This is a genomic window from Gordonia caeni, from assembly GCF_039537105.1.
Classification (GTDB): Bacteria; Actinomycetota; Actinomycetes; order Mycobacteriales; family Mycobacteriaceae; genus Gordonia; species Gordonia caeni.
This window is the reverse complement of sequence record NZ_BAAAZW010000005.1, coordinates 54,399-69,755: the sequence shown is the minus strand read 5'-3', so window position 1 is coordinate 69,755 and position 15,357 is coordinate 54,399. Positions and strand designations below refer to the sequence as shown.

Here is a 15,357-nt window from a genome sequence, read left to right as displayed (position 1 = left end):
GCTTGTAGGCCGGTTCCCCCCGGCGTGTCGGCTACTTGCGCGCCGACTTCTTCCGGTACTCGAAGACCTCGTCGATGATCCCGTAGTCCTTCGCCTCGTCCGCGGACAGGATGTTGTCGCGATCGGTGTCCTTGCGGATCTTGGCGGTGTCCTGCCCCGTGTGGCGGGACAGGATCTCGTCGAGGCGCTTGCGGATCCGCTCGATCTCGGCGGCCTGGATCTCCAGGTCGGAGACCTGGCCCTGGAAAGCGCCGCCGGTGCGCGGCTGGTGGATCAGCACGGTGGCGTTGGGCAGCGCGGCGCGCTTACCCGGCGTGCCGGCGGCCAGCAGGATGGCGGCGGCCGAGGCGGCCTCGCCCAGGCAGACGGTCACGATGTCGCAGTGCACGTACTGCATGGTGTCGTAGATGGCGAGCATGTCCGGCACGCTGCCGCCCGGCGAGTTGATGTACATCGTGATGTCGCGATCGGGGTCCTGGCTCTCCAGGACCAGCAGTTGCGCCATCACGTCGTTGGCGACGGTCTGGTCGATCGGGGTGCCCACGAACACGATGCGCTCTTCGAAGAGCTTGGCGTACGGGTCGTACTGCCGCTGACCGTTCGGGGTGTTCTCGATGAACGACGGCAGGATGTAGCGCGCCTGGATCTGCTTGAGCGCCAGGGCCGAATCGGGGATGCCGGCGCGGACCGCGGCCGGGAGGTCGTTGTACATGGATTCTCCGATGAGGTTGTGGGGAGCCGGTCGAGTCACGGGGCCGCGGGTCATTTGCCCGTGCGGGCGACGCTGGTCACCACGTGGTCGACGATGCCGTAGTCCTTGGCCTCGGACGCGGTGAACCACTTGTCGCGGTCGGCGTCGGCCTCGATCTTCTCCAGCTTCTGGCCGGTGAACTCCGCGTTGAGGCGGTTCATCTCCTTCTTGGTGGCCGCGAACTGCTCGGCCTGGATGGCGATGTCCGCCGCGGTGCCGCCGATGCCCGCCGACGGCTGGTGCATCATGATCCGCGCGTGCGGCAGCGCGTGCCGCTTGCCCTTGGCGCCGGCCGCGAGCAGGAACTGCCCCATCGAGGCGGCCATGCCCATCGCGTAGGTGGAGATGTCGCACGGTGCCAGCTGCATGGTGTCGAAGATGGCCATGCCGGCGGTGACGCTGCCGCCCGGCGAGTTGATGTACAAGCTGATGTCGCGTTCGGGATCCTCGGCCGACAGCAGCAGGATCTGCGCGCAGAGGCGGTTGGCGATGTCGTCGTCGACCTGGGTACCGAGGAAGATGATGCGTTCGCGCAGCAGCCGCTCGAAGACCGAATCACTCAGATTCAGCCCGGCCACACCCGAGCTCATGGTGGGCGGCGTGTACAGGTTGCTCACAGTAGAAGGTCCCATCTGTCATGGCGGCCACCTCGTGGGATGGCCAGAGCCGCGATTGAAAGCTGTCACCGACAGTAATCAAATATCGGGGCCCGGTTGTTCCCCACACCCGCGGATTCGCTGACAGCGGAACGTCTGTCGCCGTTCGAACACCCTCGGCGATGCACGCAGCCGGGACCGGAAGATCCGGTCCCGGCTGCGGCGGGGTCGAAGCGGCGTCAGGCCTGCTCGTCCTCGGCGTCGTCGGCCTGGGCGTCCTCGCCCTCGGCGTCCGGGGTGCCGAAGAAGGTCTCGGTGTCGATGACCTCTCCGTTGGTGTCCTTGACGGTGACGTCGCCGATCACCGAGGCGAGCGCCTTGTTGCGGCGGACGTCGGCGTACAGGGCGCCGATCTGGTTGGCGTTCTGCAGCTGCTGGATGAACTCCTGCGGCGGCATGCCGTAGCGCTGGGCCTGCATGATGATCTGCTGGGTCAGCTCGTTCTGGTCCACCTCGGTCTCGGCGGCGTCGGCGATCGCGTCCAGCAGCAGCTGGGTGCGCACCGACTTCTCCGCGGTCTCCTTGGCCTCGGCGTCCCACTCCTCGCGGGTCTTGCCCTGAGCCTCCAGGAAGCGGTTGACCTGCTCGTCGTCGTGACCGAGCGCATGGACCAGCTGGTGCTGGGTGGCCTCGACCTCGTCTTCGACGACCTTCTCCGGCAGCGGGAACTCGACCTCTTCGAGCAGCTGGTCGAGCACCGCGTCGCGGATGCTGCCGGCCTGCTCGTACTTCTTGGCCTCGGAGGCCTGGCGGCGCAGGTCCTCGCGCAGCTCGTCGACGGTGTCGAATTCGCTGGCCATCTGAACGAACTCCTCGTCCAGCTCGGGCAGCTCGCGCTCCTTGACCGACTGCACGGTGGCACTGACCACGGCCTCGGCGCCGGCGTGCTCGCCGGCGATCAGCGTGGTGGTGAACTCGGTGCTCTCCCCGGCCTTGAGGCCGGTGATGGCCTCGTCGAGGCCGTCGATCAGGTCGCCGTTGCCGACCTCGTGGGACAGGCCCTCGGTGGCGGCGTCCGGGACGGCCTCGCCGTTCACCGTGGCCGACAGGTCCAGCGACACGAAGTCGCCGTTCTGCACGCCGCGGTCGACACCGGCCAGGGTGCCGAACCGCTGACGCAGCGTCTCCAGCTCTTCTTCGACGTCGGCGTCGCTGACCTCGATCGGGTCGACCTCGACCGACAGGGACGCGAAGTCCGGGAGGGTGATCTCCGGGCGGGTGTCGACGACGGCGCTGAAGGTGAGCGGCTCGCCGTAGACCAGGTCGCCCAGCTCGATCTCGGGCTGGCTGATGGCGTTGACCTCGGACTCGGCCAGTGCCTCCGAATACTTGCCCGGCAGCGCGTCGTTGACGACCTGCTCGAGCACGGTGTCGCGACCGACCCGGGCCTCGATGATCTTGGCGGGCGCCTTGCCGGGACGGAATCCCGGGATACGGATCTGCTGGGCCAGCGTCTGGTAGGCCCGGTCGAAGTCGCCGGACAGCTCCTCGAACGGAACCTCGACATTCAGCTTGACTCGGGTCGGGCTCAGCTGCTCGACGGTGCTCTTCACGACGTTGGTGCTCCTTTTGGTTACTGTGCTCGTCGGTGTCTTGAGTGTGGTCGGGATGACAGGATTTGAACCTGCGACCCTCCGCTCCCAAAGCGGATGCGCTACCAAGCTGCGCCACATCCCGCGGCCCGCGGCAACTCTCGACGCGACCAACAGCACATAGTACGGGTCACTGCTGCGATCCCACGAACGCGGGCGGGCTTTTGCCGACCGAAAGTCGGTCACGTAGAGTCTGTGCTCGCGGGACGGCCGACTGATGTCGACCGCGCGCAACGCGGGTGTAGCTCAATGGTAGAGCCCTAGTCTTCCAAACTAGCTACGCGGGTTCGATTCCCGTCACCCGCTCGTATCGAACGCCCGGCCAGTGGAATCTCCACTGGCCGGGCTTCGTTCTGGGGCCTCCCTCGGTCCACGTCACGCCGCCGCCGGCGGATACGGTTCCCGGGCCGCCGTTTCCGGCCGTGTTAGCGTGGAATGCAGCGATCTCGGACCCGGAGAGGGCCCGACACACCGATGTGACCGGTTTCGCTATCGACCGAGGTCGACCAGGCCGGACCAGCCAGATTCGCTCATTCTCAGCGAGGTCGCCTCGCACATTCGGTTGGCTCGATCACAACAGTTGTGTAACGATGCTTCCTGTACGTCTCGGGGGGACGTCATCCATGACCACGAACGAAGGTTTTGACCACAGTGTTTTCAGCCAAGTCTTCGGGCCGACGTAAGACCGTTACTGCCCGCCTCGTAGCCGTCGCAGTCAGCGCCGCCGCCCTGTCCCTGGCACTTCCGGCCGCCGCTCACGCAGAGCCGGCCAGCAAGGTCACCATCTTCCCGGGTGGTCCGACCATCGACGTGCCCGAGCTCCCTGAACTCCCGACTCCGCCCACCTCTCCGGAGCGGACGCCGAACAAGCCGTCGCCGAAGTCGACCCAGCCGGCTGAGCCGGGTGTGCCGGCCATGCCGAACGTGAAGACCCCGACCGGGTACGTCGCGCTGGCCGTCGACGGTGACAAGACCATCTACTGGTGGAAGAACGGCGAGTTCATCAAGAAGATGCCGCTGTCGATGGGCTCGGACAAGCACCCGACTCCGAACGGCACCTACCGCACCATGGAGAAGTACCGTGACATGTACATGGACAGCTCCACCTACGGTGTGCCGATCGACTCGCCCGAGGGTTACCGCACCTATGTCGAGTACGCCACCCGGATGTCCAACTCGGGCATTTTCATCCACGCAGCTCCGTGGTCGGTGGCCCAGCAGGGCAACACCAACGTCAGCCACGGCTGCCTGAACGTGAGCACCGAGAACGGCAAGTGGGTGTACGACAACATCGGCACCGGCACGCCGATCGTCGTGCGCGGCACCGTGGGCGGCCAGTACAACGGCTGATCGCCGGCTGGCTGATCCCGCCTAGACGCAATGAGGCTCCTCCCGTATTCGGGAGGAGCCTCATTTCGCATCCGGGGTCGGTGAACGGGCCTCACGCGGCCGCGATTCGACGCTCCCCCAACGTTGCCTGTACCTGCATCCAGTGCGCGAGGGCCTGGCAGCCGGTGGTGTCCGGGTCGGTGAGCGGGGCGCGCCGATACGGCTCGCTGTCGTAGGAGACGTGCCGGCCGCCGCGCGGGTTCTCCCAGCGCAGGCTGCCCGCCCGCAGCGCCGACGGCAGATAGCCGCGCACCTCGCGCGCGGCCACCGCCAGGCGGTGCACGTCGCGGCGCCACTGGCTGGGCGAGACCCGGGTGGCGGCCGCGTTCTGCAGGTCCGCCGCGCGCACCCGCGCGCAGACGTCGCCGGCCCAGCGACGCAACTGGCCCACCGACAGCACACCGGACAGGTCGGCGACATCGCGGATCAGGGAGTCCGGGCTGGCATTGCAGATCATGTCTTCGGCCGCACCGACCCAGAATGCGGGCAGCCCGCCCGGCAGCTCCGGCCCCGGTCCGGCCACACCCCAGCCGTCGCAACCGGCCACCACGCCGGGCGGCTGATGCGGGTCGGCGACGAAGCCGACCGCGCAGATCGCCGACAGCAGGTGGTGCGATGACGGATGCGCCAGCAGCGTCCGGATCACCACGGCCCCCTGCGAGTACCCGATCAGCATCACGGCCGCCTCCGGGTCTGCGGCGACGGCCTGCTCCACGGCACGGGCGAGGGCGACGACACCGGCGCAGACGCTGGTCTGGTAGCTCTCCCCGTCCAGGCGCGGACTGGGCCCGTAGCTCGCCGGATAGGGCACCCAGCGGGCGCGGAAACGCTCGTCGAGGTCGTCGGTGACCGCGGCGAGCATGCCGGTCACCTCGGTGCGGTCGTCGTCGGGAAAGGACTCTCCGGTCCCGCCGACGGCGAGGACCGTCACTGCGGTCGTGGTCATGTCTCCACTGTGCGCGTCGCGTCTGGGAGCGGCCCGGGCAAGTCTCTGAACATCGGCTGAGAACCTCGCGACTGCGGAGCGGGGCCGTCGCCCGGGGGAATCACTTCTGGCAGCCGGGGCACCAGAAGAGGTTGCGGCCCTCCAGTTCGCGCCAGGCGATCGGCGCACCGCAGACGCGGCAGGGTTCACCGGCGCGGCGGTACACGTAGGTGCGGGGCCGGTCCGGGGCGTAGGCGGGTGCGCCGTGATCGTGCTCGGGCCGGATCACGTGGATCCGCCCGTGCTCCACACCGACCGGCATCAGCGCCAGCAGGTCGGCCCAGATCTCCTCGAACTCGGCGCCGGTGACCGACGTTCCCGGACGCAGTGGATCGATCCCCGCCCGGAAGAGCACCTCGGCACGGTAGATGTTCCCGACGCCGGCGATCACCTTCTGGTCCATCAGCAACGAACCGATCGGCCGGCGCGACCTGGCGATCGCGGCCTGCGCCCGGCCCGGATCGGCGTCGGCGCGCAGCGGGTCCGGGCCGAGCCGGCCGATGAGCGCCTCGAGGTCGTGCGGCGTGTACAGCTCGCAGGCGTTGGGGCCGCGCAGATCCAGGCCCATCGTGTCGCCGACCATGCGCAGGCGCACCTGGCCTGTCGGCTCGGGCATCGGCAGGTCCTCCTCGGTGAAGGCACCGTAGATCCCGAGGTGAATGTGCACCAGCCGCGGCGCGGCGGTGCGCGCCGGGCGCGAGCCGGCCTCATCGGGGTCGGGCTCGGGGCCGCCGAAGGTGTAGATCAGGTGTTTGCCCCAGGCGTCGGCGGCGCGGAACACCAGACCGTCCAGCAGCGCCGCCTCCGGACCGAACCGGCCCTGCGGACTGCTGACCTGGAGCCGCTGGCCACCGAACTGCTGTTGCTGTCGCCGGGCGAGCCGGTGCAGCGCGTGTCCCTCGGGCATCCGGCGGCCGCGGGGTCAGGCCTGCGGCAGGTGGTTCTCGCCGGTGCGCTCGTAGTCGGCCAGCAGGTCGATGCGGCGCTGGTGGCGCTCCTCGTCCGACCACGGAGCCGCCACGAAGGCGTCGACGATCGCCAGTGCCTCCTCCGTGGAGTGCATGCGGCCGCCGATCCCGATCAGCTGGGCGTTGTTGTGTTCGCGGGCCAGGGTCGCGGTCTCCACGCTCCAGGCCAGCGCGCAGCGCGCACCGGGAACCTTGTTGGCGGCGATCTGCTCGCCGTTGCCACTGCCGCCGAGCACGATGCCCAGGCTGCCCGGATCTGCGACGACCCGCTCGGCCGCCGCGATGCAGAACGGCGGGTAGTCGTCGAGCGCGTCGTACTCGTGAGCACCGCAATCGACCACTTCGTGGCCAGCGGCCCGCAGATGGTCGGCGATCTCGTTCTTGCGCTCGAATCCGGCATGGTCGGCACCCAGGTAAATCCGCATGCGGCCACTATAGATTGGTGGGGTGGATACCCACGCGCCCATCCCCTCAGTCCCCGGTGTGCCCGATCCCCAGGTGCTCGCGCCGCCGGAGTATCAGCCCGGCCCGGATGCCGTCTGGCGGCCGCCCGCGGTCTACTCGGGGAAGCCTCGCTTCCATCCGTGGGAGATCCCGATGCTGGTCCTGCTGCTTCTACTCAGCCTCGGCGGCTACGTCACCGTCATCGTGCTGGTCGCCGGCGGCTCGATCAGCGACTACTTCCTGCTGATTCTGGCGTTGCCGTTGGTGGTGCTCTTCGCCCGCGGCCTGATGTACGCCCAGCAGCGCGTCGGCGCGGTGCAGATGACGCCCACCCAGTTTCCCGAGGGCTACGCGATGCTGGTCGCCGCCGCCGCCCGCTACGGGCTGCACTACGTCCCCGACGGCTACGTGGTCAACGGGAACGGTGCGATCAACGCCTTCGCGTCCGGTCACGGTTTCCGGCGCTACATCGTCATCTACTCGGACCTGTTCGAGGTCGGCGGCACCGCGCGCAGCCCGGAGGCTCTCGAGTTCATCATCGGTCACGAGGTCGGTCACATCGCCGCCGGGCACACCTCGTACTGGCGGCAGTTGTTCACCGGCACTCTGATGTCGGTGCCGATCCTGGGAACCACCCTGTCTCGCGCCCAGGAGTACACCGCCGACAACTACGGCTACTACACCCGTCCGGCCGGGGCGCCGCCGGCGATCGGACTGATGTCGGCGGGCAAGTACATGCTCAGCGCCGTCGACTTCGACCAGTTCGCCGACCGCGCCGTGCAGGAGAAGGGGTTCTTCGTCACGCTGGTGAACCTGCTGTCCACGCATCCGGTGCTCACCTGGCGCGCGGCGGCGCTGCGCGACCGGACCCGGGCCGGGGCGATCGTGCTGCGCCCGCGCAAGGCCACGCGCGGCGTGGGCAGCGGCCACATCGTCGACATCCCGACTCCCCCGCCGCCGGCCGAACCGGCGCCGGGCAGTCTGCCCAACGGGCTCGTCGCCCCGCCCAAGTTCTAGCGCCCGGGCTCGCGGCCGCTCAGTCGAACTCGGGATTCTCGTGGCGCGAGCGCTTGAGTTCGAAGAAGTGCGGGTAGCTCGCGAGCGCCACCACCCCGTCCCACACCTTCCCGGCGTCCTCGCCGCGCGGGATCCGCGACAGCACCGGGCCGAAGAAGGCGATGTCGTTGACGTGGATGGTCGGGGTGCCGACGTCGTCGCCCACCTTGTCCATCCCCCGGTGATGACTCGCCCGGATCTCAGCGTCGTAGTCGGTGGAGGAGGCGGCCTGCGCCAGATCGGCCTCCAGACCAGCGGCGGCCAGCGACTCGGTGATCATCGAGGTGAAGTCGTGGCTGCCGTTGGTGTGCCGGATGGTTCCCATCGCCTCGTAGAGGGGCGCGAGGACCTCGTCTCCGTGCCGGTCGGCCGCGGCCGCCAGCACGCGCACCGGCTCCATGGCGTCCTTGAGCATGTCGCGGTACGCGTCGGGAATGTCTTTGCCCTCGTTCAGGATCGCCAGGCTCATCAGATGGAACCGGACGTCGATGGGCCGCACTTGTGCGGCTTCGAGGATCCAGCGCGAGGTGATCCAGCACCACGGGCACAACGGGTCGAACCAGAAATCCACACGATCGCGATCAGCCATGGCTCCCATTCAATCACCAGACGCCGCCCGCGTGTGGTTGCCGTCACCCGGGCCGCTGACTAGCGTGGTGAGCAGGGTCGGGACGGACCGCACACCACCCGAGGACGCCGTCATGAATTCACGCAAGACCCTCCCCATCGCCTGCTCTGTCGCGGCCGCCGCTGCCGTCGCCGGGGCGGCACTGGCCCACGCCCCGGCACAGGCCGAGCCGCCGCCGGTCACCATCGCCGCCGCACCGGTCTCGGTGCTGCAGTGGCCGGCCGTCGGACTGCAGTTCAGCGGCCTCGTGGTGCCGATGCCGGTGCTGGGCAACGTCACCGCCGCCACCACCGACCAACGCGGCGTCACGCGGCTGGCTGCGCCCGCACCCCCGGAGACCTGTTCGGCCACCGGCGGCGGCGCGCTGGTGGCGGTGAACTGGATCAACGTCACCAACGGCCGCAGCGGCACCGCCACCGTCAAACCGTGCCCGCACTTCCTCGATCCCACCCCGACCTCACGGGACGTGCCCACCGGCTCGGGCCAGGTGATGGTCAGCATCCACCTGATCGGATCGGGCGCGTATCCGAACGCCGGCCAACCGTCGCTGCCCGGTGTGGGGACCTTCACCGCCCCCTGACCCGGGACTACAGTCGGTGAGGTGACTGCACCGAATCTGACCCGCGCGGCCGCCCGGGAGCGCGCCGCCACCATCGACGTCCAGAATTACCGCATCGACCTGGATCTGACCGCCGACGGCACCGACGCCCCGGGCGAGGAGACATTCCGCTCGCGCACCACGGTCACGTTCACCGCGGAGCCGGGCGCGCAGACCTTCATCGACCTGGTGGCCCCGGACCTGCTGTCGGCGGAGCTGAACGGCACCTCACTCGACGTGGCCGGATACGACGAGTCCGTCGGCCTGACGCTGACCGATCTGGCCGCGCAGAACGAGCTGACAGTGGTGGCCGACTGCGCCTACTCCAACACCGGCGAAGGCCTGCACCGTTTCGTCGACCCCGCCGACGGCGCGGTATACCTGTACTCCCAGTTCGAGACCGCCGATGCCAAGCGGATGTTCGCCTGCTTCGACCAGCCGGATCTCAAGGCCACCTACTCGCTGCGGGTGATCGCGCCCACCGGCTGGCAGGTGATCTCCAACGGGGCCGAGACCGAAGCGGCCCCCGCCGCCGGCGGCGCCGTCGAGCACGTCTTCGCCACCACCGAGGTGATGAGCACCTATCTGGTCGCTCTGATCGCCGGCCCGTACGCCACCTGGACCGACGAGTACGTCGACGAGCACGGCACCATCCCGCTCGGCCTGTACTGCCGCGCCTCGCTGGCCGAGTTCATGGACGCCGACCGGCTATTCACCGAGACCAAGCAGGGCTTCGGCTTCTACCACCGCACCTTCGGCATCCCGTACGCCTTCGGAAAGTACGACCAGCTGTTCGTCCCCGAGTTCAACGCGGGCGCCATGGAGAACGCCGGCGCGGTCACCTTCCTGGAGGATTACGTCTTCCGGTCCCGGGTGACCCGTTACCTCTACGAGCGCCGCGCCGAGACCATCCTGCATGAGATGGCGCACATGTGGTTCGGCGATCTGGTCACCATGCAGTGGTGGGACGACCTGTGGCTCAACGAGTCGTTCGCGACCTTCGCCTCGGTGCTCTCACAGGTGGAGGCCACCGAGTACACCAACGCCTGGACCACCTTCGCCAACGTGGAGAAGTCGTGGGCGTACCGGCAGGACCAGTTGCCGTCGACGCATCCGATCGCCGCCGACATCCCCGACATCGCCGCCGTCGAGGTGAACTTCGACGGCATCACCTACGCCAAGGGCGCCTCGGTGCTCAAGCAACTGGTCGCCTATGTCGGCCTGGAGCCCTTCCTCACCGGGCTGCGCGAGTACTTCGCCGAGCACCGCTTCGGCAACGCCACCTTCGCCGACCTGGTCGGCGCCCTCGAGCGCGCCTCCGGCCGGGACCTGTCCGACTGGGGCGCACAGTGGCTCAAGACCACCGGCATCAACGTCCTGCGCCCGGAGTTCACCCTGGACGGCGACGGCCGGTTCAGCGGCTTCGCCGTGCTGCAGGACGGCGCCGAGCCGGGGGCCGGTGAGACGCGTGTGCACCGTATGCGGATCGGCGTCTACGACGACGATGCCCAGGGCCGCCTGGTCCGCACGCACAGTGTGGAGATCGACGTCGACGGCCCGCGCACCGAGGTACCCGACCTGATCGGTGTGCCGCGCGGCGCCCTGATCCTGCTGAACGACGACGACCTCACCTACGCCTCGGTGCGCCTGGATCCCGAGTCGCTGGCCACCGCGACGGCGAGAGTCGGCGACATCGCCGACTCGATGCCGCGCACCCTGGTGTGGTCGGCGGCGTGGGAGATGACGCGGCAGGCCGAGATGCGTGCCCGCGACTTCGTGACGCTGGTGTCGGCCGGGATCGGCGCCGAGACCGAGGTGGGGGTGGTGCAGCGGGTCCTGCTGCAGGCGGCCACCGCGCTGGAGGCCTACGCCGAACCGCAGTGGGCCGAGGCCACCGGCCGGCCCGCTTTCGCCGCCGCGCTGCTGGACCTGGCCCGCGCGGCCGAGGCCGGTTCCGATCATCAGCTCGCCTTCGTCAACGCCCTCCTCGGCGGTGTGGTGAACCAGGACCAGGTGGACCTGTGGCGCGGCCTCCTCGACGGCCAGGCGCCGGAGGAGTACGGGCTGGCGGGGCTCACCCTGGATGCCGAACTGCGCTGGAGGATCGTCAAGGCGCTGGCCGCCGCCGGCGCGCTACCCACGCAGGACGGGATCACGCCGGTGATCGACGCCGAGGCCGCGCGCGACAACACCGCGGCCGGTGCCCGGCACGCGGAGGCCGCCCGGGCCGCGCGACCGGTGCCCGACGCCAAGGAGGCCGCCTGGACGACCGCCTTCACCGACGACTCGGTCGCCAACGTGACGGTGCGCTCGATCGTGGAGGGTCTCAACCGGCCCGGCCAGGCCGAACTGCTGTTGCCGTACACGGCCCGCTACTTCGCCGACGTCGCCGGCCTCTGGGCGCGGCGAACCAGCGAGGTGGCGCAGACCGTGGTGGTCGGCCTGTACCCGTCCTGGGACGTCAGCGAGGCGGCGCTGGCCGCGGCGGACGCCTTCCTGGCGGCCCCCGACGTGCCCCCGGCCCTGGCACGCCTCATCGTCGAAGGCCGTGCCGGCGTCGAACGCGCCCTGCGGGCCCGCGCCTTCGACGCGCGCTGAGCTGCTCGCGAGACCACTCGGGCCCCCGACCTTCGCAGGTCGGGGGCCCGAGTGGTCTAGGGCTCTGGCGTCAGGGCCGGGCGACCGCCGTGGCCATCACGCGCAGCGCGGAGACCAGACCGTCGATCAGCTGATTGTTCTTGAACGCGGAGATCGCAGCGGTCACCCCGAGTTCGGCGACGCGGTCGTTGACGCGGCCGGCCACCTCCGAACCGGAGACCACCGCCACCTCGTGGGTGTTCGGCGAGACCGCGATCAGCGTGCCGTACGCCGGCTCCGGCGCCTTGGCCAGGATGCCGCGGGCGTCGGCCACCACGTCGTCGCCGAGGTTCCCGATGTACACCGAGAACCGGACCTCGGCCAGGTTGCTCGCGTCGCGGAGGGCCTCGTCGAGAGCGATCAGCTCGTCGCGGGTGAACGGCGGGGTGTCGAAGGTCGCCCCCGGGAACAGCGCGGTGGAGATCCGGCCACTCGCGGTGACGGCGGCGCCCAGCGGCAGCCCCTCGTCGTTGTAGAAGCCGGCGAGGTCGACCACGCCGCCCTGCTGCTGAGCGACTTCGCGCTTGGTGTCACCACTTGCCACTTGCATACCCTCCCTCGGTATCGGCCGGCTCGAAGTGCCGCGGCAGTGCCATGGGCTCGATCTCGGTCGCACTGAAGAGCGCGGGGGCGCGCGTCCACTCCTGGTCCAGGGTGTACTCCGGAACCTTCGGGCGGCGGACGCCCGAAGAGAAGAGCATCGAGACCACGCATGCGAGCACGGAGATCGAGACCAGAATGATCACGATCATTCCGATGGGGACGACCCAGTCTTCCACTGTCAGCCTTTCCACGAGCGACCCGTCGGCGGGCGCTTGGAGCCCGCGGGATGCGGGCCGCCTGTCCCGTCCAATTTAACCCACCCGGCCCCGCCCCGTGTGCGGAGGGCCTACAGCGCGTCGTAGATGGGGAACAATGGATGTCGTGAACACCTTTTACGAGCAAGTCGGGGGCGAGGCGACCTTCCGGGCGATCACCGAACGCTTCTACGCGGAGGTGGCCGACGACGAAGTGTTGCTGCCGCTGTATCCCGAAGAGGACCTGCACGGCGCCGAGCGCCGGCTGCGCATGTTTCTGGAGCAGTACTGGGGTGGACCGCACACCTACTCGCAGGAACGCGGCCATCCGCGCCTGCGCATGCGGCACGTGCCGTACAAGATCGGCCCCCTCGAACGGGACGCCTGGCTGCGGTGCATGGACATCGCCGTCGCCTCGGTGCCGTCCGACGTCCTCGACGACGAACACCGTGCCCGGCTGACCGAATACCTCCATGCAGCTGCGCAGTCCCTCATGAACAGCCCGATGTGAAACAATGCCCGGGTGAGCGCAGACATCGTGAATCCCGTGGTGAGCCCCGCTGACGAGTGGTGGTCGAAGGCCGTGGTGTATCAGATCTATCCGCGGTCGTTCTCCGACCTGAACGGCGACGGCGTCGGTGATCTGGCCGGAATCATCGACAAGCTCGGCTACCTGGAACTGCTTGGCGTGGACGCGATCTGGCTTTCGCCGATCATGCGGTCACCGATGGCCGACCACGGCTACGACGTGTCCGATCCACGCGCCGTCGACCCGCTCTTCGGCGATCTGGCGACCTTCGACGAGCTGATCGCCGAAGCGCACGACCGTGATCTGCGGGTCACGATGGATCTGGTGCCCAACCACACCAGCGACCAGCACGCGTGGTTCTCCGCCGCGCTCGGCGCGGCGCCGGGCAGCCCCGAACGCGACCGCTACATCTTCCGGCCCGGCCGCGGCGAACACGGCGAACTGCCGCCCAACAACTGGACCAGTGTCTTCGGCGGTCCGGCGTGGAGCCGGATCCGCGAGGCCGACGGCGAACTCGGCGAGTGGTACCTGCATCTGTTCGCGCCCGAACAGCCCGACCTCAACTGGGACAACCCCGAGGTGATGGCCGACCTGGAGCGCACCATGCGTTTCTGGCTCGATCGCGGCGTCGACGGCTTCCGGATCGACGTGGCCCACGGCATGGCCAAGGCGCCCGGGCTGCCCGACATGGAGACCCCCGCGGTGATCCTCAAGCACACCGACGACGATCCCCGCTTCAACAACGACGAGGTGCACCACATCCACCGCCGCATCCGCGCGGTGATGGACCAGTACCCGGGTACCGCGAACGTCGGCGAAGTGTGGGTGGACTCCAACGACGAGTTCGCCAAGTACGTCCGCCCCGACGAACTGCACCTCGGTTTCAACTTCCGGCTGGCCACCGTCCCCTTCGAGGCGGCCGCGATCGGTGAGGCGATCACCGAGTCGCTGGCGGCCGTGCACGCGGTGGGCGCGGTGCCCACGTGGACCCTGTCCAATCACGACGTCGAGCGCGAGGTGACCCGCTACACCCCGCCGGCGCCTGCCGAGGCCGGTGAGGACGCCTGGTCCGCCGAGAACGCGCTGGGCATCGGCATCGCCCGGGCCCGCGCGATGGCGCTGGTCGAACTCGCCCTGCCGGGCACCGTGTTCATCTACAACGGCGCCGAGCTGGGTCTGCCGAACGCGACCCTGCCCGACGAGGCGCTGGTCGATCCGGTGTGGGCCCGCTCCGGGCACACCGACCGCGGCCGCGACGGCTGCCGGGTGCCGATGCCGTGGGAGGGCGACGAGCCGCCGTACGGCTTCAGCAGCACCCCGGACACCTGGCTGCCGATGCCCGCGGACTGGGGACGTTTCACCGTCGAGGTGCAGTTGGAGAACCTGTACTCCACCCTGTCGCTGTACCGGCAGGCGATCGAATTACGTTATGCGCGTCCGGAATTCAGCGGTGACGACGTCCAGTGGTACGGCGCCCCGGACGGCTGCCTGGCCTTCCGCCGGCCCGGCGGCCTGATCTGCGCGCTGAACACCACCGACTCCCCGGTGCCACTCCCCCACGGCGAGATCCTGCTGGTCAGTCTTCCGCTGGAGCAGGGCATGCTGGCACCGAACTCGGCCGCCTGGCTGGTCTGAGGCCCCTCAGAGCACCGACACGCCGAGTACGGCCTGCCGCTGGTACACCGAGCCGTAGCGGGCATCCACCCGCACCCACGCCGGGCTCACCCGGACGCGAACCGGCTCGGCCTCGGCGATGGCCTCGAGCGGGGAGTCCTCACTGATCTCATGGCCGCGCGCATCCCGCACGAAGCCCATCGCGGTGAGCGCGAACACCGCGCGCATGGTGATGGCGGCCGTCTGCGCCGCGGCCTCCGAGGTCACCTCGATCACCTCCTGATCGAGCAGCGACGAGGCCGGGCCGAGTGCTCCGGACTCGTCTCGGGCCACGCGCGTCCCTCGGCGGGCCACGTCGATCAGCTCGCGGGCCGGGACGTCGTCGAGGTGGGTGAAGCCGTCGACGCCGGGCAGCGCACCGCGCCAGGCGGCCGGCAGCGCGAAGCCGAGAGCCACCGGGGCGTCGTCGCCGGCCAGGGACGCCGCCATCGCCCCGACGTCGGCCACCACGTCCGACGGTTCCACCGTCCCGAAGACCGACCGGGTGGCGAGCACGTCGAAACCGGTTCGCACCCACAGCCCGACGCGACCGTCGGTGCGCTGCTTGAGCCGGATCACCCCGGAATCGTCCACCCGGGAGGCCCGGGCGACGAAGGCGGCGGCATCGCCGCGATCGCTCGCCGCGGCCACGATCAGTCCGCTCACCCGGGTAC

At 69.4% G+C, this 15,357-nt stretch carries 16 protein-coding genes and 2 tRNA genes; 7 read left to right on the top strand and 11 right to left on the bottom strand.

Features of this window, described 5'->3' with window-relative positions; genetic code table 11:
* Nucleotides 1-31: 31 nt before the first annotated feature.
* The 4 genes from ABD732_RS09285 to ABD732_RS09270 form a co-directional block, all read right to left on the bottom strand.
* Nucleotides 32-712 (bottom strand): ATP-dependent Clp protease proteolytic subunit, encoded by a 681-nt coding sequence (locus tag ABD732_RS09285; RefSeq protein ID WP_344782912.1) that lies wholly within the window; start codon nucleotides 710-712, stop codon nucleotides 32-34.
* A gap of 50 nt (nucleotides 713-762) precedes the next feature.
* Nucleotides 763-1,341, bottom strand: coding sequence for an ATP-dependent Clp protease proteolytic subunit (locus tag ABD732_RS09280; RefSeq protein WP_344783483.1), 579 nt, complete (start codon nucleotides 1,339-1,341; stop codon nucleotides 763-765).
* A 245-nt stretch (nucleotides 1,342-1,586) separates the two neighbouring features.
* Nucleotides 1,587-2,960: a trigger factor gene (gene tig, locus ABD732_RS09275; protein ID WP_344782910.1), complete on the bottom strand. Its 1,374-nt coding sequence runs from the start codon at nucleotides 2,958-2,960 to the stop codon at nucleotides 1,587-1,589.
* 47 nt (nucleotides 2,961-3,007) lie between these two features.
* Nucleotides 3,008-3,084, bottom strand: a tRNA-Pro gene (locus tag ABD732_RS09270).
* Nucleotides 3,085-3,234: 150 nt separating this feature from the next.
* Between ABD732_RS09270 and ABD732_RS09265 the strand changes: the two genes are divergently transcribed.
* Nucleotides 3,235-3,305: transfer RNA gene (locus ABD732_RS09265), tRNA-Gly, on the top strand.
* Between the two features lie 345 nt (nucleotides 3,306-3,650).
* Nucleotides 3,651-4,349: a L,D-transpeptidase gene (locus tag ABD732_RS09260; protein ID WP_344782908.1), complete on the top strand. Its 699-nt coding sequence runs from the start codon at nucleotides 3,651-3,653 to the stop codon at nucleotides 4,347-4,349.
* Between the two features lie 91 nt (nucleotides 4,350-4,440).
* Here the strand turns inward: ABD732_RS09260 and ABD732_RS09255 are convergent, their stop codons facing one another.
* The 3 genes from ABD732_RS09255 to ABD732_RS09245 all read right to left on the bottom strand — a co-directional run bounded on the left by ABD732_RS09255 (nucleotide 4,441) and on the right by ABD732_RS09245 (nucleotide 6,766).
* Nucleotides 4,441-5,334, bottom strand: coding sequence for a cutinase family protein (locus tag ABD732_RS09255; protein WP_344782907.1), 894 nt, complete (start codon nucleotides 5,332-5,334; stop codon nucleotides 4,441-4,443).
* Between the two features lie 100 nt (nucleotides 5,335-5,434).
* Complete coding sequence (locus ABD732_RS09250; protein ID WP_344782905.1) at nucleotides 5,435-6,280, bottom strand: Fpg/Nei family DNA glycosylase; 846 nt, start codon at nucleotides 6,278-6,280, stop codon at nucleotides 5,435-5,437.
* A 15-nt stretch (nucleotides 6,281-6,295) separates the two neighbouring features.
* The gene (locus ABD732_RS09245; RefSeq protein WP_344782903.1) at nucleotides 6,296-6,766 is read right to left on the bottom strand and encodes a ribose-5-phosphate isomerase; all 471 of its coding nucleotides are present in this window, start codon (nucleotides 6,764-6,766) and stop codon (nucleotides 6,296-6,298) included.
* Between the two features lie 22 nt (nucleotides 6,767-6,788).
* Between ABD732_RS09245 and ABD732_RS09240 the strand changes: the two genes are divergently transcribed.
* A complete protein-coding gene (locus ABD732_RS09240) occupies nucleotides 6,789-7,802 on the top strand; it encodes a M48 family metallopeptidase (RefSeq protein WP_344782901.1) in 1,014 nt (337 codons plus the stop codon).
* Between the two features lie 19 nt (nucleotides 7,803-7,821).
* On the opposite strand, the gene ABD732_RS09235 is transcribed toward ABD732_RS09240, so the two are convergent.
* The gene (locus tag ABD732_RS09235; protein WP_344782899.1) at nucleotides 7,822-8,430 is read right to left on the bottom strand and encodes a mycothiol-dependent nitroreductase Rv2466c family protein; all 609 of its coding nucleotides are present in this window, start codon (nucleotides 8,428-8,430) and stop codon (nucleotides 7,822-7,824) included.
* 112 nt (nucleotides 8,431-8,542) lie between these two features.
* Here ABD732_RS09235 and ABD732_RS09230 point away from each other — a divergent pair, with 112 nt between their 5' ends.
* Both ABD732_RS09230 and pepN read left to right on the top strand, forming a co-directional pair.
* Complete coding sequence (locus ABD732_RS09230; protein WP_344782897.1) at nucleotides 8,543-9,049, top strand: hypothetical protein; 507 nt, start codon at nucleotides 8,543-8,545, stop codon at nucleotides 9,047-9,049.
* A gap of 21 nt (nucleotides 9,050-9,070) precedes the next feature.
* Entirely contained in the window at nucleotides 9,071-11,665 is a 2,595-nt protein-coding gene (gene pepN, locus ABD732_RS09225) for an aminopeptidase N (RefSeq protein ID WP_344782895.1), read from the top strand.
* Nucleotides 11,666-11,735: 70 nt separating this feature from the next.
* On the opposite strand, the gene ABD732_RS09220 is transcribed toward pepN, so the two are convergent.
* On the bottom strand, nucleotides 11,736-12,248 hold the full coding sequence (locus tag ABD732_RS09220) for a DUF5130 family protein (RefSeq protein WP_344782893.1): 513 nt from the start codon (nucleotides 12,246-12,248) through the stop codon (nucleotides 11,736-11,738).
* Nucleotides 12,235-12,456: an aa3-type cytochrome oxidase subunit CtaJ gene (gene ctaJ, locus ABD732_RS09215; RefSeq protein WP_425553026.1), complete on the bottom strand. Its 222-nt coding sequence runs from the start codon at nucleotides 12,454-12,456 to the stop codon at nucleotides 12,235-12,237. The genes ABD732_RS09220 and ctaJ overlap by 14 nt, the downstream gene beginning before the upstream one ends.
* Before the next feature lie 163 nt (nucleotides 12,457-12,619).
* Between ctaJ and ABD732_RS09210 the strand changes: the two genes are divergently transcribed.
* Nucleotides 12,620-13,012, top strand: coding sequence for a globin (locus tag ABD732_RS09210; protein ID WP_344782891.1), 393 nt, complete (start codon nucleotides 12,620-12,622; stop codon nucleotides 13,010-13,012).
* A 12-nt stretch (nucleotides 13,013-13,024) separates the two neighbouring features.
* Nucleotides 13,025-14,665 (top strand): glycoside hydrolase family 13 protein, encoded by a 1,641-nt coding sequence (locus tag ABD732_RS09205; protein WP_344782889.1) that lies wholly within the window; start codon nucleotides 13,025-13,027, stop codon nucleotides 14,663-14,665.
* 6 nt (nucleotides 14,666-14,671) lie between these two features.
* Here ABD732_RS09205 and ABD732_RS09200 read toward each other — a convergent pair whose 3' ends face one another.
* The gene (locus ABD732_RS09200) at nucleotides 14,672-15,349 is read right to left on the bottom strand and encodes a DUF8185 domain-containing protein (RefSeq protein WP_344782887.1); all 678 of its coding nucleotides are present in this window, start codon (nucleotides 15,347-15,349) and stop codon (nucleotides 14,672-14,674) included.
* Between the last annotated feature and the right edge of the window lie 8 nt (nucleotides 15,350-15,357).

Coding starts and splice junctions, on each gene's coding strand:
- ABD732_RS09245 (WP_344782903.1), bottom strand. CDS start 6,766: ATGCGGATTTACCTGGGTGCCGACCATGCCGGATTCGAGCGCAAGAAC.
- ABD732_RS09230 (WP_344782897.1), top strand. CDS start 8,543: ATGAATTCACGCAAGACCCTCCCCATCGCCTGCTCTGTCGCGGCCGCC.
- ABD732_RS09235 (WP_344782899.1), bottom strand. CDS start 8,430: ATGGCTGATCGCGATCGTGTGGATTTCTGGTTCGACCCGTTGTGCCCG.
- ABD732_RS09285 (WP_344782912.1), bottom strand. CDS start 712: ATGTACAACGACCTCCCGGCCGCGGTCCGCGCCGGCATCCCCGATTCG.
- ctaJ (WP_425553026.1), bottom strand. CDS start 12,456: ATGATCGTGATCATTCTGGTCTCGATCTCCGTGCTCGCATGCGTGGTC.
- ABD732_RS09250 (WP_344782905.1), bottom strand. CDS start 6,280: ATGCCCGAGGGACACGCGCTGCACCGGCTCGCCCGGCGACAGCAACAG.
- ABD732_RS09255 (WP_344782907.1), bottom strand. CDS start 5,334: ATGACCACGACCGCAGTGACGGTCCTCGCCGTCGGCGGGACCGGAGAG.
- ABD732_RS09210 (WP_344782891.1), top strand. CDS start 12,620: ATGGATGTCGTGAACACCTTTTACGAGCAAGTCGGGGGCGAGGCGACC.
- ABD732_RS09280 (WP_344783483.1), bottom strand. CDS start 1,341: ATGAGCTCGGGTGTGGCCGGGCTGAATCTGAGTGATTCGGTCTTCGAG.